The organism is Nitrosomonas sp. (assembly GCA_031316255.1).
GTDB lineage: Bacteria > Pseudomonadota > Gammaproteobacteria > Burkholderiales > Nitrosomonadaceae > Nitrosomonas.
This window is the reverse complement of sequence record JALDQW010000001.1, coordinates 1735653-1756336: the sequence shown is the minus strand read 5'-3', so window position 1 is coordinate 1756336 and position 20684 is coordinate 1735653. Positions and strand designations below refer to the sequence as shown.

Annotated in this window: 14 protein-coding genes; 8 read left to right on the top strand and 6 right to left on the bottom strand. The window is 49.2% G+C overall.

Annotated features, from left to right (window positions below; all coding sequences use genetic code 11):
* Window positions 1–14 precede the first annotated feature (14 nt).
* A complete protein-coding gene (gene hrpA / locus MRK00_07860; protein ID MDR4517285.1) occupies window positions 15–3788 on the top strand; it encodes an ATP-dependent RNA helicase HrpA in 3774 nt (1257 codons plus the stop codon).
* Between the two features lie 874 nt (window positions 3789–4662).
* Here the strand turns inward: hrpA and speA are convergent.
* From speA to MRK00_07845, 3 genes are all read right to left on the bottom strand, one after another.
* A complete protein-coding gene (gene speA / locus MRK00_07855; GenBank protein ID MDR4517284.1) occupies window positions 4663–6612 on the bottom strand; it encodes a biosynthetic arginine decarboxylase in 1950 nt (649 codons plus the stop codon).
* A 12-nt stretch (window positions 6613–6624) separates the two neighbouring features.
* Window positions 6625–7572, bottom strand: a complete 948-nt coding sequence (gene speB / locus MRK00_07850) for an agmatinase (protein MDR4517283.1) — start codon at window positions 7570–7572, stop codon at window positions 6625–6627.
* Between the two features lie 83 nt (window positions 7573–7655).
* A complete protein-coding gene (locus tag MRK00_07845) occupies window positions 7656–8933 on the bottom strand; it encodes a hypothetical protein (protein ID MDR4517282.1) in 1278 nt (425 codons plus the stop codon).
* 351 nt (window positions 8934–9284) lie between these two features.
* Here MRK00_07845 and MRK00_07840 point away from each other — a divergent pair, with 351 nt between their 5' ends.
* The 4 genes from MRK00_07840 to MRK00_07825 are packed head-to-tail and all read left to right on the top strand — an operon-like array spanning window position 9285 to window position 13906.
* A complete protein-coding gene (locus tag MRK00_07840; protein MDR4517281.1) occupies window positions 9285–10385 on the top strand; it encodes a phospholipase D-like domain-containing protein in 1101 nt (366 codons plus the stop codon).
* Window positions 10386–10403: 18 nt separating this feature from the next.
* On the top strand, window positions 10404–11804 hold the full coding sequence (locus MRK00_07835; GenBank protein MDR4517280.1) for a hypothetical protein: 1401 nt from the start codon (window positions 10404–10406) through the stop codon (window positions 11802–11804).
* A gap of 57 nt (window positions 11805–11861) precedes the next feature.
* Window positions 11862–12740, top strand: a complete 879-nt coding sequence (locus MRK00_07830) for an N-acetylneuraminate synthase family protein (protein ID MDR4517279.1) — start codon at window positions 11862–11864, stop codon at window positions 12738–12740.
* Window positions 12740–13906, top strand: coding sequence for an N-acylneuraminate cytidylyltransferase (locus tag MRK00_07825; protein ID MDR4517278.1), 1167 nt, complete (start codon window positions 12740–12742; stop codon window positions 13904–13906). The genes MRK00_07830 and MRK00_07825 overlap by 1 nt, the downstream gene beginning before the upstream one ends.
* A gap of 136 nt (window positions 13907–14042) precedes the next feature.
* Here the strand turns inward: MRK00_07825 and MRK00_07820 are convergent, their stop codons facing one another.
* The 3 genes from MRK00_07820 to MRK00_07810 form a co-directional block, all read right to left on the bottom strand.
* Window positions 14043–15371, bottom strand: a complete 1329-nt coding sequence (locus MRK00_07820) for an HD domain-containing protein (GenBank protein MDR4517277.1) — start codon at window positions 15369–15371, stop codon at window positions 14043–14045.
* 954 nt (window positions 15372–16325) lie between these two features.
* Window positions 16326–17522 (bottom strand): ATP-binding protein, encoded by a 1197-nt coding sequence (locus tag MRK00_07815; GenBank protein MDR4517276.1) that lies wholly within the window; start codon window positions 17520–17522, stop codon window positions 16326–16328.
* A 132-nt stretch (window positions 17523–17654) separates the two neighbouring features.
* Complete coding sequence (locus MRK00_07810; GenBank protein ID MDR4517275.1) at window positions 17655–17882, bottom strand: hypothetical protein; 228 nt, start codon at window positions 17880–17882, stop codon at window positions 17655–17657.
* 17 nt (window positions 17883–17899) lie between these two features.
* On the opposite strand from MRK00_07810, the gene MRK00_07805 reads away from it, so the two are divergent.
* Genes MRK00_07805 through MRK00_07795 form a run of 3 tightly spaced genes read left to right on the top strand, consistent with a single transcriptional unit; the run spans window position 17900 to window position 20660 of the window.
* The gene (locus MRK00_07805; protein MDR4517274.1) at window positions 17900–18808 is read left to right on the top strand and encodes an efflux RND transporter periplasmic adaptor subunit; all 909 of its coding nucleotides are present in this window, start codon (window positions 17900–17902) and stop codon (window positions 18806–18808) included.
* Window positions 18805–19983 carry an ABC transporter permease DevC gene (devC, locus tag MRK00_07800; GenBank protein MDR4517273.1) on the top strand — a complete coding sequence of 393 codons (1179 nt, stop codon included), beginning with the start codon at window positions 18805–18807 and terminating at the stop codon, window positions 19981–19983. The genes MRK00_07805 and devC overlap by 4 nt, the downstream gene beginning before the upstream one ends.
* The gene (locus MRK00_07795; GenBank protein ID MDR4517272.1) at window positions 19983–20660 is read left to right on the top strand and encodes an ATP-binding cassette domain-containing protein; all 678 of its coding nucleotides are present in this window, start codon (window positions 19983–19985) and stop codon (window positions 20658–20660) included. The genes devC and MRK00_07795 overlap by 1 nt, the downstream gene beginning before the upstream one ends.
* Window positions 20661–20684 lie beyond the last annotated feature (24 nt).

Genomic DNA, 20684 nt, shown 5'->3' with positions numbered 1-20684 from the left:
TTATCATCCGATTCATGAAACAGGGAACAGCCGACGTGCAGGCACACCGTCTTGCACAGTTACCCAAACCGGTTTACAACGATGAACTTCCCGTCGTAGTCAAACGGGAAGACATTAAACGCGCGATTGCGCAAAATCAGGTTGTCATTCTTTGCGGTGAAACCGGTTCGGGAAAGACGACACAACTGCCCAAAATATGCCTGGAACTTGAGCGCGGCGTAAACGGCATGATCGGCCATACCCAGCCGCGCCGGATTGCAGCACGCTCGGTGGCCAAACGCATTGCCGCAGAACTGAACACTGAACTTGGCCAGGCTGTGGGGTACAAAGTGCGATTCTCGGATAAGATCAGCCCAGGCAGCTACATCAAACTTATGACCGACGGTATCCTGCTGGCGGAAACGCAGAATGATCCCAAACTGCTGGCTTACGACACCATTATCATAGACGAAGCGCACGAGCGCAGCCTGAACATCGATTTTCTGCTCGGTTATCTCACCCGCCTGTTACCGTCAAGACCCGATTTCAAGCTAATCGTCACCTCCGCCACCATCGATGCAGCGCGTTTTTCCAGGCATTTTAGCAATGCACCGGTGATTGAAGTTTCCGGCCGCACCTATCCGGTAGAAATCCGTTATCAACCGGTCGTACCGGATGATGAAGATCTCGACATGCAGCAGAAAATTCTCAATGCGGTCGATGAGATCATGCAAATGGGTCAATCGGGGGATATGCTGATTTTTCTGCCGGGTGAACGCGAAATCCGCGAAACCGCCGAAACGCTGCGCAAACATCATTTCGACCGCAACACATCCGGCGTTCCCGGCGTGGAAATATTGCCGCTGTTTGCGCGCCTGTCGTTCAGCGAACAGGAGCGCATTTTCAAGACCGGCCAGGCGCGCCGCATTGTTCTGGCAACCAACGTCGCGGAAACTTCGCTGACCGTGCCCGGCATTCGCTACGTCATAGACAGCGGCTGGGCGCGCATCAACCGTTACAGCTACCGCAACAAAGTCGAGCAATTGCACACCGAAAAGATTTCACGCGCTTCGGCCAATCAGCGCGCGGGACGCTGCGGGCGTGTTGCCAGCGGCATCTGCTTCCGGCTGTATTCGGAAGACGATTTTCAGGCAAGGCCGGAATTTACCGAACCCGAAATCCTGCGCTCATCACTGGCGTCCGTGATTTTGCGCATGAAGTCCCTCAAAATTGGCGACGTTGAAAGCTTCCCGTTTCTGGAACCGCCCTCTTCACGCATGATATCCGATGGTTATCAGTTGCTCGCGGAGCTCGGCGGCGTTGACGAAGACAAACAACTGACGCGGCTCGGCTGGCAACTGGCGAAATTTCCAATCGATCCGCGAATCGCACGCATGGTGCTCGCGGCGAAACAGGAAAACTGCCTGCAAGAGGTGCTCATCATCGCATCGGCATTGAGTCTGCAAGACCCACGCGACAGGCCGTTCGAGCATCAAAACGCAGCCGATCAGGCGCACCGACGGTTTATCGATGAACGTTCCGATTTCATGGGCTATCTGAAATTGTGGGAGTTTTTTGACAAACTCCTGAAACACAAAAAATCCAACCGCAAACTGATCGCACAGTGCCGCGATCATTTTTTGTCTTACCGCCGTCTGCGCGAATGGCGCGAAATCCATAATCAACTTCATGTGCTGATCAAGGAGTTCGGTTTCAGGCCGAACGAAGTTCCGGCGACCTACGATGAAATACACCGCGCCCTGCTCGCGGGACTGCTCGGCAATATTGGTCTAAAAACGGAAAAAGAAGGCGAATACCTGGGCGCGCGCGGCATCAAGTTCTCGATATTTCCCGGTTCGGCGTTAAAAAAAGGGAAGGCCAAGGCCAAATGGGCGGTCTGTGCCGAACTGGTAGAAACCAGCAAGCTCTATGGACGCGGCGTTGCGCGCATCGATCCGGTATGGCTGGAGAAAATCGCGGGAAGTTTGTGCAAACGCCATTACTTCGAACCCCACTGGGAAAAAAAGCGCGCCGAAGTGATCGCCTATGAACGCATTACCTTGTATGGATTGCCGATAGTAACCAAAAGACCGATACACTATGGCCGGATCAATCCAGTCGAATCACGCGAAATCTTTATCCGCAGCGCGCTGGTTGCCGGTGAATATGTCACCAAAGCACCGTTTTTCCGGCATAATCAGCAACTTGTCAAAGACATTGAAGAACTCGAGCACAAAACCCGGCGGCAGGATGTGCTGGTCGACGACACGGAAATTTTTGCGTTTTACGATGTGCTGATTCCGCAGAAAATCTATAACGGTTTCGGTTTTGAAAAATGGCGCAAATTGGCCGAGCGAGAAAACCCGAAACTGCTGCACCTCGACCGCGATTTATTGATACGTCGTCAGGGAGACGCCGTTGAAACCCAGTTTCCCGAACAGTTTGTCTTATCTGACGGCAGCGTCTTTCCGTTGAACTACCGTTTCGATCCGGGGCATCTCCTTGACGGCGTTACCGTCACCATTTCCTTGTCCGTACTCAACCGGCTGGATGCGCAGCAGTTTGAAACGCTGGTGCCCGGACTGATTCGTGAAAAAGTGACCTGGTATCTCAAAGCATTACCCAAACAGATACGCCGCCTGCTCGTGCCGATTCCCGAATCGGTGACCGAATTTTTGCAATGGCAGTCTGTTTCCGCAAAAGATTCTGCACTTCACGATGCGCTGGCAAAGTTCATATTGCGAAAAACGACGCTCGCCATTCCCGTTGATACCTGGGCAGACAAAGCCCTGCCGCCGCATTTGTTGATGAATTTCAGCATCGTCGATGAAGCCGGCGAGGAACTCGCCATGAGCCGCAACCTTGAAGAACTGCAAGAGAAATTCGGCGGCGCGGCACAGACCACTTTCCGGCAATTAAGTCTAGACGATGAAAAAATCGACATCGAACGCGACGATATCAAACGCTGGGATTTCGGCGATCTGCCTGAAGAGATGACGTTTACCCGTAACGGATGCAAACTCATCGGTTATCCAGCGCTGGTCGATGAAACAGATCATGTGGCGATCCGTCTGTTCGACACCCGCGCTGCCGCCGACCTTGCCATGCGCGGCGGCATTTGCCGCCTGATGCAATTTGAATTCAGGGAACGCATGAAACAGCTCGATAAAAGCATCCCCGGTTTCCGGCAGGCCGCGCTGCAACTGTCCACCTGCATCAATCCGGGCGATCTGAAACAGAATCTTCTCGCCACCATTACCGACCGGGCGTTTATCGGCAATGGCCCGCTCCCCAGAACGCAACAAGCGTTTATCGAACAATTTCCAACAGCCAGGGAACGATTGCCGCAGGTTATCGAGAACTACACGCAAACACTCAGCGAAATCGGCGCGGCGTACCATGATCTGGCGCAATGCCGCTCAACGATGAAACAGATCAATCCGAGAATAAAAACAGAACTCGACGATCAGCTCAGCCACCTGATTTACCCCGGCTTTATTAGTGACACGCCGTGGGAACGGCTGAAACATTTTCCGCGCTACCTCAAAGGCATGCGCGTACGTCTCGAGAAGTCAACCCACAACCTGCTGCGCGACGAACAGCATGCTGCAGAAATCAAAACACTCTGGATGCGTTATGAACAGTGCCGCGAGAAACATCAGAAACTGGGGATCGATGACTTAAATTTAGCTGAATTTCGTTGGCAGATTGAGGAGCTCAGAATTTCACTGTTTTCCCAGGAACTCAAAACCCCGCTGCCGGTTTCGGTGAAGCGGCTGGAGAAGTTGTGGGAGAAGGTTAGGAAGTAAGTGGGTTTTATAGCTGGGAAAGAGTGTGTTACTACCACATAAACACGCTGGAATTCAGCTTGATTCTGTTGTTAACAGCATAGGCTTCTTTGAACTAATGGGTATAATCCTTCTCGCTTATTTTTTGATCAGAGACTTGCCCCCTCTGTGATCTCTAACAATTTTATCTGATGTCTCGGCAAGTGATTCGACTAGAAGAAATAATAAAATCTAATTGTTTCCCTTAGTGAAGAATAATAGTATCTCTCATATGAATCACGTAATAGTTTAGTTAAACTGCTTTGCTTCTCTAATAAAAATTGAAGGAGCAGTTCATATGAAATCTTTTGTAATTTTATCAGTTTTTACGCTTGCGGTAATTTTTTGTCTGGGTGTTGTTGCATCAGCAGTGACCCCTCCTGCGGCCGAACAACCTAAGATACAGAAAAAAATCTGAACTAAGCGCCGTTTGTTATCATAACAACTGATCGCAGGACAAGTGCATCGTGAAACAAACGCTAGCTGTCTAGTTGAAGTTACGCTTTGCACTCTCTGGCTTACACAAGAAAGCAAGAAAGAAAACAAGCCCGTACTCGCCTTTGGCAAGACCGAACCCCTTTGGTAGTTTCAAAAAACGCTACGCAGCCTGTAACAATCGTACAAGTCAGTGATTGTTCCCGTTGCGCGCTGCTGGGTTATCGGCTGGGCACCCGTGAGCGGGCTTCATCAACCATGCCATCGGTGCTTTTCAATCCGATCCGCCCGCCCATGCCAGCTATCGGATTAATCAAAAAACCGACGCGTTTCGTCAACATGCTCAATCGTATTCAATGCCGCCACCTCTCCTTACCAAAAGGAGCTTCCCTTATCCCGGAAAGCTCACACCAGGATGGGATTACAGGGTGCTTTCACGGGCATTACAGTATGTCGTGTCTTCCAGATGGCGGTTATAAATCGACAGAATCCGGGTGCCATCCGTCGGCCTGATGCGCCCGGCATTGACCTGACGGCGGACAAACTCGGACATGCGCCGGTCCAGATCATTGGGAAAATACTGCACCTGGCTTAGCATGTCCTTGACGCTGACACCTTTCAACAATTCCTCTATCCAGAATCCGCCTTCTTCTTCCGCATTCGCGTAAACATGCACTTCATCCACGCGCCCGAACAGGTTATGCGCGTCGCCAAGTATTTCCTGATAGGCACCGACAAGAAAAATGCCCAGATAATACGATTCATTGGAACGAAAATCATGCAAGGGAAGATAATTAACCGTGCCCAATGATGTGATATATTGACTGACCTTGCCATCGGAATCGCAGGTCAGATCCACAAGCTGTCCTCTGCGTTCCGGTTTTTCAAGCAACCTGTGCAACGGCATGACCGGAAAAACCTGTCCGATTGCCCAGTGATCGATAATCGAATGGAACACCGAAAACCCGCCCAGATAGAGATCGGTAAGCTGCTTTTCGAGTTCCAGCTGTTCAGCGGGAACAGGGTTTAATTCTGCTGCACTCAGCTTGCGCAGCACGACCCGGCAAACACTCCAGTAGAGGGCATCCAGCTGCGCCAAATGTTCGACGGGCAGGTAACCCAATCGCGCCATTTGTTCCCCCTCCTCTCTGATCACCTGCGCTTCGTGATAACACTCAAGCAGCGACTCGGCTTCCTCATTCAGTTCCGCTTCCCGATACACCCTGTGCAAACGTTCAACGATAGTTGGCGCATCGTCAGAAGTATCCGCCAACGGCGGACTGTCAGGCTTATGCACGCCCAGAATAGGAACGACAAGCAGGGAATGATGCGCGGTCAGCGCACGTCCGCTTTCCGACAAAAGATCCGGAACGGGCACCTGACGTGCATCGCAGATTTCCTTGACGGTATAAACAACGACGTTGGCATATTCGCTTAAACCGTAATTGATAAAACTGTCCGGATTGTTGTAACCGGCGCCATAATTAACGCCCAGTCCGCCACCGACATCCAGATACTTGATCTTCAATCCGCGCAACACCAGATCTGCATAAATCTGCGTGATTTCCTTGACCGCGCTGCGCAACACCTGAATATCGGAAATCTGGCTACCCAGATGAAAATGCAGCAGTTCGAGTTGCTCAGTCAGTTCCAGGCTTTCAAGCAACCGTACCGCCTTGACCAATTCAGGCACAGTGAGCCCAAATTTGGAGCGTGCGCCACCCGACTCAGACCAGTGCCCCGATCCCCGCGTGCTCAGCTTCAGACGAACACCCAGACGCGGTTTCACGGCACGTGTTTTAGCCAGCGCCATCAACTGATCAAATTCTGAATATTTTTCGATAATCGGCACAACCTGTTGCCCAAGCTGCTGGGCGTTCAACATCAAATTCAGCATGACAGTGTCTTTAACGCCGTTACACAACAGCAGTGTCGTGTCACCCACGAGCGGCAATGTTGCCAGCAGTTCTGCTTTGGAACCGCATTCAAGGCCGATATTGAATTCCCGGCCAGCATCCAGAATCTCATCGACCACTTCATGCAACTGATTGACCTTGACCGGATAAACGCTACGGTAAGTGCCTTCATAGCCGCATTCCCGTATGGTTTCCTGAAACTGAATATTGAGACGCCGTACGCGATGATTGATGATGTCCTGAAAACGAATCAGCATGGGCAAGGCAACCCCTTCCGCGCGTGCGGCGCGGATGACGTCCATCACATCAATTGCAAGTGTCTGATCCGGATTGGAACAAACCGAAACGTTGCCCCGCTCGTTTACCGAATAAAATCCATCCGACCAGCTGTCCATGGCGTACAGTACCTGGGAATCGGCACAACTCCATTGAGAGTTCACAGTATCGTCACGCATGAAAAGAGTGTTTCATTCTTTGGGTTGTCCACGGTTTTCAGCGAAAAGACATAGCAGTTCAATCGCTATCTGCGCCGCTGCAAGTGCTGTAATTTCGGCATGATCATACGCTGGCGCGACTTCGACCACATCCATACCGACCAGATTGATACCGCGCAATTCACGGATAATGTTCAATGCCTGAAAGGTGGAAAGGCCACCCGGTACCGGTGTACCTGTACCCGGCGCAAATGCAGGGTCCAGGCAATCGATATCAAACGTAATATAAACCGGTGTACCCTCTACACGTTCACGTATCTGTCGGGCAATTTCAGCACCTGGCGTATGGTATACATCGGCCGCTGACACGATATTGAATCCCATGGTATCGTCATTAATCGTCCTGATGCCGATCTGTGTGGATGTCGAAGGATTGACGATATTTTCACGCGCTGCATGGTAAAACATGGTGCCATGATTGACATCTTTGTCAATCGAAGGCCAGGTATCCGTATGCGCATCAAAATGAATCAGGCTGATCGTGCCATATGCAGCGGCATGCGCCCGCAGACTGGGGTAAGTCATGAAATGATCCCCACCCAGCATCAGCGATGCCGCACCCGCATGAATAATCTGCTCGAAATGCTTCTCAATGTGAGATACATCCAGCAGATTATCGCCCACCGGCTCGCAATCACCATAGTCAACCACCCGTAACACGGCGAGCGGATCCACCTGCCACGGCCAGGGACGCTCCCACGCCAGCGACAGCGATGCATTGCGTATCGCGCGCGGTCCCAGACGTGCGCCTGATCGATTGGTTGTGGCGATATCCATCGGAACCCCTGAGACAACCACATCCACATCCGTCAGATCGGCCTGGTAAGGTACTCGAAAAAAACTGGAAGCCCCGCCAAAACTCGGCGTATGCGACATTCCCTGTCCCGGTCTGCCCCGGAATCCACTATCCCAACTATTCATCAATACCCTTTCACACGATGGTGATTAAATTACAATCAATCAATTTAACTGCGCGTATTATCATAATAATCCGTTTTTCGAGACTATTCTTGCAAACCTCCCGCCTGTTCTTTCAGCAAAGCAACATAACGCGGCAGCACATCTGCATCCGGGCCGTCAATCACTTCCTGGATAAATCGCTGCCGATGGGCTTCAACATAAAAAGCATCGCAACCTTTCTGCAGAAAGGTGTCAATCTTATGATACACATCATCGCGGCATTTCAGTTCGGTCTCCGGCATATAGTCTGCTATAGTCGATCTTCCAGCATGCAAGTAATCCGCCGCCAGCACCGGTTTTCCCGCCTTGACCGCTTCAAATACCACAGACGTTGCCAAATCGATCATGACATCGGCCCAATCCATTAAATGTGTCGAATGCGCGTTGTCTTCAGCGATGCGCACATTCTGAAGCTTTAACAATGTCTTGTCACGGGTTAAAGACTGCCGCCAGCCGCCGCGTGTATGCGGTTTGATGATTAATTCTGTGCCTGGGAAGGCAGCGATCAGATGAATTACTTCACCGACTTCTTCCCAAAAAATCGTAAAATCGTCTTTTCTGAGGAAAAAGACGAGTTTCAGCCGGCTATCGGAATTTTTCAACGGGGAAGGCGGAATGATCATTTTGAGTCTGAGCAGCCACTCGTCACAGTAGCGCGGCGAGCCAAGTACTGCCAGCGATGCTTCAGCCATGAAAGGCTGGAAGCGCGTCGCACACAGCGCATTGGGTACCACAAGCTTGTTGAATATCCGCCCGGCAGAATACATATCGTCAGGCGCCAGGCGCCATTCGCCATGCCGAATCAGTTGACTGGCATGCGGGCTGTCACCATGCGGCAGCGACACTGCACCCAGTCCCCTCGCATGCGCCATCGACACGATAGTCTCAACCCATTCCAGGCATACCGGCGAATTTCGGGTGATCCAGTCGAATACCACTACACCTCCAGCTTGATCCGCGAAACTTCGCTTTAACAGCCTCTCGGAAACAGCATCCCATATACGCATGCGTTTTTGAGTATCGTAAATCGAGGTCAACGCATTCATCCATGCGCCAAAAAATGAGCGGCGCAGACGCTGATTTAACAGAATGGTTTGCAGTTGCCATCCGACAAATTGATGCAGAGGCAAAATCTCGAACAGGCGGGCTATTCTTACGCCATTGAGTGAATTCAAGAATTGAATACGGAAATCATCAGCAAGCTTGGCTTTCTTCAATAATACGATATCGCAACTATTCCCCGATTCAACCCATTTGGTTATGACCGGTGTAATGTGATCAATGTCGTTGTAGTGGCGAAGAAAAAAAAGCGCTTTTCTCATAAAAAAACGAATTTGATTTTAATCTCTCAAAAACTGGCTGTGGTTAAATATCACATTAATTCCGTCCTGTTTGCAAGCTATTCTTTTATTCGCGGCGCCTATTTCACAAAAATGTAACAAACGGTTTGCTAAAATCCAGCGTGTTTCTTTTTAATTTTGATCAAAAGTTCTGCACTTTTTCAATGGCTAAGTATTAACACGTATGTTTTTAGGAGTTGCAACCGTATACCATAAACTTGTAGGGTAGGTTGATTAACCATTTGTCATAGTGGGCTTTATATTTATGAAACAGATTCGTGCTTTATCATAATCAGTCATATGATCATATGAACAACGGAAGATAGGTATAGCATGCTAATGAACACGTCGGAATCATTTGAAATACATTTCGGCAACCCGTCCAAACCGGCAGGTTATTTGCGAGATGTGCTGGCCAGTCACGTTTCTGCTGTACCACCAGGTGGTGAAATAGACTGGGTGACCTATTATTTTCGCGATATCAGATTGGCCGAATCGCTGATCCAGGCACATAAGAAAGGCGTTAAAGTAACGGTAATTCTGCCGGCCGCACCCCGTGTTTCAGATGCAAATCAGGTCGTGATTAAAATGCTTTCCGGGAAAAATGGGCTGGGCAACGGACTTAAAGTGGTCAATTTTCCGGGTATCCCTGCGCCGCCCGGAAGAGCCTGGAAACCGCAATTACACGAAAAACTTTACTGTTTCTCGCATCCCAGGCCCATAGCTTTTGTCGGTTCTTACAATCCTTCCGGTAACAGCCCCGAATCGCAGCCGGAAATCATTCGTGAAATCGGTGACCAGGATCGGGGTTACAATGTTCTGGCAGGAATCGTTGAACCAAAGCTTGTGCAACATCTCATTGAACACGTTCGCCGCATGCATCAGACGTCACCCGGTTTATTTTACCGATTCACTGATGATGCAAACCACGTGTTCAAAAGCTCAGATACCACGATTCATTTCCTGCCGAGTATACGGTCGCATCCGGTTGTGCAGTTTTTGAACCAGCTTGGGACTGGAGCACGTGTGCGAATTGCCGCTTCCCATATCAGAGCAACCCATGCCGCCGACATCATGATTGAATTGGCCCGGCGCGGTGCTGAAGTCGAAATTATCGCAGAATCAACACACCGGCGCGTGACGCCAGATATCGAACAGCGATTAATTAATGCCGGTATCCGGTTCAGACGCGCAGACATCCCCGGCGGCGCTCCGATGCACCTCAAGTTTGTTTTGGTTGAAAACAGCGGCCAGGTTTGGTCCATATTTGGCAGTTTTAACTGGACCAAACCTTCGTTCTGGCTAAATCATGAAATTATCGTTATTACCAGCAATCCATCGATTTTCAATCAGTTCACAAATTGCTGGAATATGCTTAAAAATGAAGCAACTTTAACGGCCGAACAAAAAGACCTTGCTATTCATCAATCATAAAGGAAACGCAATCACCATATGCAAAATTCCGCCTCAACGCTCATTATTCCTGTAGAAAGCCAGGTGCGCGAACTGGATGCGAAGCTATTACTGGCCTGTTTCGCGGCCGAGCGCGGATTTCCCGTCATCATTGGATCGCGGGCGTACATACACTTTCAGGCTGCCTCGATTCCGCGCGGTGTTTATCTGGCAAAAAGCATGCGTCATTTAAGTAATTTAATGTTTCTCATCTTGCGTAAACTCGGTCATGACATTGTCGCCTGGGAGGAAGAAGCACTTGTCCATCCGCCTGCGGAAACTTATTTCACACTCCGGTTATCCCCGGTAACGGTCAGAAATGTCTCTCACGTGTTTGCCTGGGGTCAGGAAAATGTTGATTTATTAAAGAACTATCCCGAGTTACCAACAAATCTCCCCATTCATGTCACAGGCAATCCGCGCGGCGACATGCTGCGAACGGAGCTTCGCCCTTACTTTGATGCAGTCGCTAAAGCACTAAAACAGCGATATGGAAATTTTATTCTTATCAACACGAATTTCAGCGATGTCAATCCATACATTCCCAATATCGGCTTGTTTTTACCCGCCCAGGATTCGCAGCAACCCAAACGCCTGGGTCAATCCGGTGCAGGCATGAGCATGGCATTCGCTGAAGGTCTGCACGAACATAAACTGGCGGTATTGGAGGACTTCAAACAACTGATACCTGCGCTCGAAAACGCATTTCCGGATCTCAATATCATAGTCCGTCCGCATCCCAGTGAAAATCAGAAGCTCTATCACGATATCGCGGCGCAATGCAATCGGGTCAAGGTGATCACCGAAGGCAATGTCATACCCTGGCTTCTGGCGAGTGAGGCACTGGTCCACAATGGCTGCACAACAGGGCTTGAAGCCTATGTTTTGGGTGTTCCCGCAGTTTCCTATCTGGCGACATTGAATGAATTCTACGACTATGACTTCCAGGGCCTACCAACAAAATTAAGTCATCAATGTTTCAATTTTTCACAATTACAAGAAACATTGTCCAGGATACACAATGGTGAAATTGGCGCGGCAGATGGAAAGGAGCGTCTTGATCTCATCAATTATTATTTGGCGGCACGCAATGGTCCGTTCGCATGCGAAAGAATTCTTGACATTCTGGAGGCCAATGGATACAAGGAAAAACAACCCCCTGCGCAATCTACGTTTAATTACCTGCAGGGGTGGCTATTCACCAAGGTAAAAACTGCGCTGACATACATCAATATGCACAAGCCCGGTCCTAATCGTTCAGCTTATCATGATCATCGATTTCCGGAATTATCCGTAGCCGATATCGAGCATAGAATTGCGCAACTGGGTAGTTTATTGGGGCGTTTTGAAAATATTCATGTTGAAGAATTCTCAAAACATATTTTTAGAATCAGTACGTAACGCTATTGCATGAACTGTATCAATAGTGTTGGCGTAAATTGAGTGACGGGAATTGATATGAAAGCACCTAAAGTAGTGGCGGAAATCGGCTGTAATCATAAGGGAAATATCGAAATTGCAAAGGAAATGATAGGCGTTGCAGCAACTTTTGCAAAATGCGATTTCGTCAAATTTCAGAAACGTTCGAATAAGGAGCTGCTTTCACCCGAAGAATACAATGCACCCCACCCTAATCCACAAAACAGTTACGGTGAGACCTATGGTGCACATCGGGAATTTCTGGAATTCGATGTTGATCAACACCGACAACTCAAGCAGTATTGTGAAAGCTTAAAAATAGGCTATTCAACATCCGTCTGGGATCTAACTTCTACAAAACAAATTGCGGGCCTGGAACCTGATTTTATTAAAATACCATCGGCATGCAATCTCAATTTTGCCATGCTGGAATATCTTGCCCGCGATTATAAAGGCGATATTCATATTTCGCTTGGCATGACGACGCCTTCCGAAACAGACCAGATTGTTACATTTATGGAAAAATTTAATAGCGCCAGGCGTGTCGTGTTATATGCCTGTACATCCGGTTATCCGGTACCTTTTGATCAGGTCTGCTTGCTTGAATTGCAAAAACTGCACACACAATACGACAAGCGCGTAAAAGAAATAGGTTTTTCCGGGCACCACCTTGGCATTGCCGTTGACAGCGCAGCCGTGGCGCTGGGAGCACGCTGGATTGAACGACATTTTACGCTGGACAGAACGTGGAAAGGAACCGATCATGCCGCTTCGCTGGAACCGGATGGCTTGCGCCGTTTAACCCGGGATACACAAGCCGTTTCAGCAGCCTTGACATACAAAACAACCGACATTATGGAAATCGAAGCCCCTCAGCGCAAGAAACTCAAACGTATCTCAGGGATTCACTTCGACTGATGCGCTGGGTTGCTTTTATGCCGTTGAGGGCACATTCCAAATCGATTATCGACAAAAATATTCGTGTCATAGCTGGCCGGCCACTATTTGCCTGGAGCCTTGAGCAGGCAATCATCTCAAAATGTTTTGACGAAGTTTTTGTGGCTACGGATTCACCTAAAATCGGCAGCAAAGTGCGCGATGAGTTTTCTTCAATGGTTACCGTCCTCGATCGATCTGCAGAAACCTGCACTGATACCGCGAGTACTGAAAGCGCCATGCTCGAATTTCAACAAAAAAATTCTTTCGATGTTGTCTGCCTGATTCAGGCAACTTCCCCTTTAACCCTCGCTGCCGATTTTATTGCCGCCAAACAGATGTTTCTGGAAAACAATATGGATTCCTTATTGACTGCGGTACGTTCAAAACGGTTTTTCTGGAACGGAGAGGGTGCTCCGGTCAATTATGATCCGTTAAAACGCCCCAGACGCCAGGACTTTGAAGGCTATCTCATGGAAAATGGCGCTTTTTACATGACGGGGTCGAAAATTCTGGAAGATTATGGTAATCGCCTGGGGGGTCGTATTGGTATCTATGAAATGACACCTGAGACCGCAGTAGAAATTGATGATGAAATCGACTGGGTAATTGTGGAACAATTATTGTTGCGGCAGAAAAAATTAAAAAACCGGTTCGATGTTACAACACTCAAAGCTTTGGTGCTCGACGTAGATGGAACATTGACAGACGGTGGCATGTACTATAGCCCGGAGGGAGAGGCGCTGAAAAAATTCCAGACCCGGGATGCGCATGGCATGCAGCGGCTGCAAGAACACGGTATTAAACTTTGCGTGATCAGTGCTGAAGACAGCCCGGCAGTCGCGGCAAGAATGAAAAAACTTCGTATTGAGGCGTATTATCCAGGGATAAAAGATAAACTCAAATTTTTAACTGAACAAGCAAAATACTGGCAAATTCCTTTAACAGACATTGGCTATATGGGTGATGATCTCTGTGATCTGGAGTGTTTGAAGAACGTGGGATTTCCATTTTGTCCAGCTGACGCAGTTCCTGAAATTTTGCAACAGGCACATTATGTCAGTACGCATTCTGGTGGAAATGGCGCCGTACGAGAAGTCTGTGACTTAATACTGGGTCAAATTCAAAAAGATGTTTCAATGGATTAAGACATTCATAATTCAAACGCAGTTTTAATAGCAATCCAAAGCTACAGAAAGCATACAGCGTATCATCCAAATCGATATGCAGGCTATGACAGCATGCTCTCCAGATACGAGCCGGAAGAGAATGTGGATGATAGGATTAGTCTGCCGCCGTCAGAAAATGACCGGCAATACAGCGCTTTATCCTATTGACCATTTGCGTTTCTTCCAAGCTGCGTAATTCATGATAAATTTCGGGTGCAATGTTGACAAAAACATCAATTAATCCTGGATCAAAGTGCCGGTTGCTTTTTTGTATGATAAGATTTATCGCCTCATCTATCGGCCATGATGTTTTATATGGCCGCTCGGAAGTCAGGGCGTCGAATACATCTGCGATAGCGAATATACGTGCATTTAAAGGAATCGCATTACCGCTGACTCCTTTCGGATAACCGCTGCCGTCGTATTTTTCATGATGAAACTCGACGACATCCCGTGCGCCACTGATCCAGCTGGACTGTTTCAAAATATCCACGCCAAGCAGCACATGTGTTTTCATAATTTCGAATTCCTGTGGCGTCAATTTTCCAGGTTTTAGTAAAATCGGGTCACGTATGCCGATTTTTCCGACATCGTGTAAAAAGGCGCCCATAATCAGGTTGCGTATTTCATTGCGTGGCAAACCAATCGTTTCACCAAGCCGCAATGCGTAGTAGGTTACTCTGTAATTATGGGTGTTGGTATCCGAATCCCGTTCGGCAATGGCGCATCCTAATACATTCATGAGTTCAAGATTTCCCATGAGAAGATCGTCGGATAACCGGAACAATCCCCGATTGAGTGTCATAATAATGGGGTACATCAACAGTGTGCTGAATGTGATGCTGATGGACACAAACAGCACAGTGCGGATCAATTCGGATATGATCGAATCCAGCGTTTGTTCATCGACCTGGTAGATGCCTTCGAAATACCCTGCAGGACTCAACGACTTGCTCTCGTTGCCTTTTATGGGCACGAGTACAAGTATTAATAATTTCTCATTAACCAAGTGAAATTCGTGCGTAAACGCGCCACGTTGTGGAAACTGATGACGATGCTGGTCAATCCAGTTCTCTGTCGTTTCTTCTCCCGGTCGAATTGCTTCCACTCTGAGTTGTTTATTGCGGTCATACAGTTCGACAATAAGGAAATTCTGCCTCACGAGTTGCTGCGCAAGATTAGTCAGGCGCTGTTGCGCGGTTGTATCAAGATGCGTCAGATCATAATATATTTCATCGCTGAGCAGGGTTGATTCATGCAATGCCAGTTGATGAACAAACTGTTGAAACCGGCGCACTTCCGACCATAAAATCGCTCCGCCAATCACAATGCAAAGCAACAGCCAGCCAAAAAACAGCCGGATCAGGATTTTCCGATGAATAACCCGGGCCGTAGTAAGCGCGGCCTGCGAATCAATATTGTTATTTAAGCGTTGTGGCTTCATGTACTCAGGAAAAAAGGAGATTGATCGCGCGTCGAGGAAGTCTATCACGTAAACTGCGTAATCTGATTTTACGACTTCAATCCGCATTACTCCTTGTTTATTCAATGCGTATAATCATACCGCATCAATAATTGTTTTTTTTCTTGCAAGACAACATTCAAATTTTCCTCTCCGCTTAGCTCGCAACACACTCCAATGTAGCTGGCAAACGATCCAGTTGTACTGTGGGGTGTTCAGGTCTGGAATAATAGCGTACGAATATAGGCCTGACGATTATCTGAGCATGTATTAATGCAAGACCGAACCCCTTTGTGCGCTGCGGTTTCCGCCGGCGGGGTCCTCCTGTGGATTTATGCGCTTGCTGAGTCAGGTTATCAAGCAAGTGCCGCCTCGCCTGCGCCCTGTCCTGTCGTCCAGGTGCTCGCAAGGCGGCTGATAGGAATTAACTTATTGTCTTAAAGGCAGGATACCTTTATATTTCCGGCGAATGATTAACAATATGTATTTGCGAGCATCGAAGGGCGAGCATCGAAGGGGACAGGTCGCACGCATCGAAGGGGACAGGTCGCGAATCACGAATTTTTAAAAATATTTCTAAGTTCTTCATCCGCAACTTGATCGTAAGCGTTTAGCCCCACCATCTGGAAAGCAAAAATGGGGTCACCCATTAGCCGACCTGAGTCACGTCTTGCAATACAATACAAAGCGGCATATAGGGTAGGCGCACATGGTCGTGTCTTGCAAAACAGCCTTCAAATTTTCCTCTCTGCCTAGCTCGCAACACGCTCCAACACAGCAGGCAACCGATCCAATTGTCCTGTGGAATGTTCAGGTCTAGAATTATAGACTACTAATATAGGCCTGACGAATATCTGAGCATGTATTAATGCAAGACCGAACACAAATAGAACGCTCACCTTTTAATGAAGAATTCTTAACAAAGCATAGCAGGGATTACAGGCCGGTAATTGCAAGGTCCTGCGATAAAAATTCCACAATACCGACGGCTTCTGTATTTTCTGCGACCGGGAACCTTTCCGTACCGGAATACACGATAAACTTTTTGGTGGCGCCAATGTCTGCGCAAGCGGTATGAAAAGCTGCCTTAACTTTCAAAACAGCCGTACGTTTAATTTCTATTGCCCAGACTTCTGCGCGCGGCCCTTCTATAATCAGATCGATTTCTGTCTGTGCCGTGGTTCTATAATAACTATAGCGCCATTTGTCCGATAACATACCGACAATGTTTTCTATGACAAATCCTTCCCATGAATAGCCAAGCACGGGATTTCCTAACAGCACCTCATAATCGGATATGTTCAGAAGGCGGTGTAGAAGGCCTGTATCACGCACATAGATCTTGGGTGATTTGACAAGCCGCTTCTTTGTATTGCCGGCCCACGGCTGGACTTGCCGTATCATGTAGAGATCAGTCAGGATATCAAGATAGTTGCGTATGGTTGTGTGACTGACTTCGAGGCTTTTCCCCACACTGGACAAATTAACCTGCTGTCCGTGAAAATGGGATAGCATCATCCAGAAACGGCGCATTCTGGCAGCCGGGATTTGCAGGCCCATTTGCGGGATATCGCGCTCGACGTAAGAAGCGATGAAAGCGGAGCGCCAGTCCCAGCTTTCATTATCACTTGCTGCAAGATAACTGTCCGGAAAGCCGCCACGAAACCATAGTTTTTCCGGGTTAAAGCCCAGAGAATCCGCTGCCCGAACTTCAACAATGGATAAAGGCTTTAATTCCAGAAACTGAATACGCCCGGCCAGTGTTTCTGAAGTTTGCTGCAAAAGATCACGGGAAGCCGATCCCAACAACAGAAACTGGGCATTCCTCTCCCCTGCCCGTTTTCGAATGTCGACCAGCCCTCTCAAAATACGAAACAAGTCGGGCTTGAGCTGCACTTCGTCAATAATCAGCAATTGATTTTCAAAACGGCGCAAATAATTTTCTGGATCGGCCAGTTTGGAAAAATCAGAATCCAGTTCAAGATCCAGATATGAAACAGGTTTACCGATGTTGTCCTGGGTGATTTCAAGTGCCAGTGTCGTCTTGCCAACCTGCCGCGGACCCAGCAACGCAACCACAGGCATGACACCCAGGATTCTGATCAGATCATTCTTAAGTTGACGCGCTATCATTAATGCATTATGCAAGCATTACTTTCATATTTCAATAAAAACATACCAAAATTATTGCAATTTGAAATAAATATCCAAATTTGTGGTGCTGCCACCAACAATCTCGTCATTTGGAACAATGAGATAAATTTTTTAATAACAAACAGGCATCTGACGGTCAGATACAAAAACCGGATTAAACGCGAGCATGAAAAAAAACACAGAATCACTGCGGCTTCTACGATACGCATCGCACCTGCGGCGGATAAGCCGATTGCAGCCGATTGCGGCTTGCGCAAAAGTTTTAACTACAGTATCGTAATCCAATCGTAATCTTATCCGCCACACCATCGCCGCCATCGTCACCATTGTCGCCTTCACACACCATAGACCTACCCATGCGCGCTAAAACATCACGTCTGCCTTTACTGCTTTTACCGTTTTTGCTGCTAATCGCACTCAGTGCAAACCTGCCCGCAACAACCGCCGAAGCGCGCAATAACAGCCAGGGCGTCGGTGCATTGGGCCGCATCGAACCGCGTTCACGGGTAATCAGAATATCCCATAACGCAGGGCCCGAGGGCGCCCGGGTGGAACGACTGCATTTTGCAGAAGGTGATCGGGTCGAAGCGGACGACGAGCTCGCAACGTTGTCGGATCATGACAAGAAAAAGGCGGAACTCGAAACGGCACAAGCCCGCATCAAGGTGCTGAAAGCGCAACGCGACAGCGAACAGGTCGCATTCGATTTCAATCGAAAGGAACACTTGCGCTTCCAGTCGCTCAAGCAGGATTCGATGGCGAGTATTTCGCTCGCGGATGCCAAATATATGGCGTTTGCGCAGTCGGAAGCAAATCTGAAGCGTTTGACCGCTGAAATCGCACATGCCGAATCGGAAAGCCGCGTTGCTGCAGAAGCATTGAAAAACACCCGCATCCGCGCGCCGATTGCAGGCACTGTATTAAAAATACTGACACGCCCCGGCGAACGCATCGACGACAATGGTCTGCTGGAAATGGCGGATTTGACACAACTCGATGTCGTAGCCGAAATCTACGAAGCCGATCTGCCGCGCGTCAAGATCGGTCAGCAGGCGACCATTAGCGCTGCCGGGATGAGCCAGTCCTATACCGCGCTGGTGCGTGAAATCGGCTATCTGGTGCGCAAAAACGATCTCAACGACACTGACCCACTCGCGGACAGAGATAATCGCATCGTCGAAGTGCGGCTTACACTCGACCCGGCAGCAGTCGTCCAGCTGCAGCACCAGATTTTCCGTCAGGTGCATGTACGGATTAGTCCATGAACGCGCTTTCCTGGTGCTATTTCCCGGCACGCCTGGCCTGGCGGCAGCTCATCCATGACCGCGCCAAACTGATCGCCGCAATCGCCGGCGTTTTGTTCGCCTGCGTGCTGGTGTTCATGCAACTGGGTTTTAAGGATTCGCTGTACGCCAGCGCGGCTTCCGCGCCGACCAAACTGAGTGGCGATTTATTTCTGATGCACAAACAAAGCGAGGCGATGTGGCGGCCGGTTGCATTCAACCGCAGCGAACTCATGCGCGCACTCGGTCATCCTGCGGTTGCCGAAGTCGCTCCTCTGTACCTGGGACTCGCGCCGTTTAAAAATATCGAAACGCAAGTCAAGCGCACGTTAATGGTCTACGGTTTCGACCCGGACGCCGAGCTGTTCGCTGTCGACACCATCAGAAACAACCGGGATTCATTGCAGGTCAAGGACACCGTCATGTTTGACGAATTTTCCCGCCCTGAATTCGGGCCGGTGCGCCGGTTGCTTGAAGCCGGACGCACACAAACAGAAATCAACGACTATAAAATTCGCATTATCGGCCTGTTCCGGCTGGGTGTCTCATTTGCTGCGGACGGTAACGTGGTCACCAGCGATCTGAACTTTTTGCGTATTTTTCCAGGCCGGCGCGCCGACGGCATCGACATGGGCGTAATCAAGCTCCACCCCGATGCATCGGCTGCACAAGCCCAACAGGTTAAGGCTGAGCTTAAACAGCAGCTCAACCCGTTCGTCAACATTTTCACCTTTGACGAATTGCTGCAATACGAAAAAAATTACTGGTCTGAAACCGCGCCGATCGGTTTCATTTTCGGTTTCGGCACCGTGATGGGACTGGTTGTTGGCCTGGTCATCGTCTACCAGATCCTGTTTACCGATATCGTCAATCACCGCTACGAGTTTGCCACGCTGAAAGCCATGGGTTACAAGCAAAGCTATTTCGTACGCCTGGTATTCGCCACTGCGTTTTTTCTCGCGGTACTGGGTTTCATTCCGGGCTTTATCCTGTCGATCAGCCTGTACCATCTGGCCGAGTCGCAAATGTTTATGCCCATGCCCATGACGGTTACCAAAGTCGCAACGGTTTTCGGTTTCATTCTGTCGATGTGCTTTATTGCCGGATTCCTCGCGATCCGAAAACTCAAAGACGCCAACCCCGCGGACATGTTCTGATGACCCACGCAATCGACGTCCGCCAGCTGAACTTCAGTTTCAGCCATGACAAGCTCTCGCAACCCGTACTGAAAAACATCACCATCGCAATCGGCAAAGGTGAAATTGTTTTAATGACCGGCCCCTCCGGCTCCGGAAAAACGACCTTTCTGACCATCGTCGGCGGCCTGCGCCAGGCGTTCGACGGCAGCGTTGAAGTCCTTGGCGAACAATTGATCAACAGCAGCGAGCAAACCAAGGTCAATATCCGCCAGCAAACTGGTTACATCTTTCAGCAACACAATCTGCTCAAATCGCTCACCGCACAACAGAATGTCAGCATGACACTGGAAATGTTCGATCACATGACGGAAACGGAACGCCTCAAACGCGCCAGCGACATGCTCTCGGCCGTCGGTCTCGGCGACCGGCTGCATTACAAGCCGGATCAGCTCTCCGGCGGTCAGCGCCAGCGCGTCTCCATTGCCAGAGCATTGGCAGGCCAACCCAAAATCGTGCTCGCCGACGAACCCACCGCATCGCTGGACAAGCAAAGCGGACAGGAAGCCGTCACCATCCTCAAACAACTCGCCCGGGAATCCGGCGCCAGCATCTTGTTGGTCACCCACGATTACCGCATTCTGGACATCGCCGACCGTGTGGTGGAATTAGAGGATGGGGAGATTCGGCAGGGTTAAACCCCGTATTGTGCGGGTGTGGAT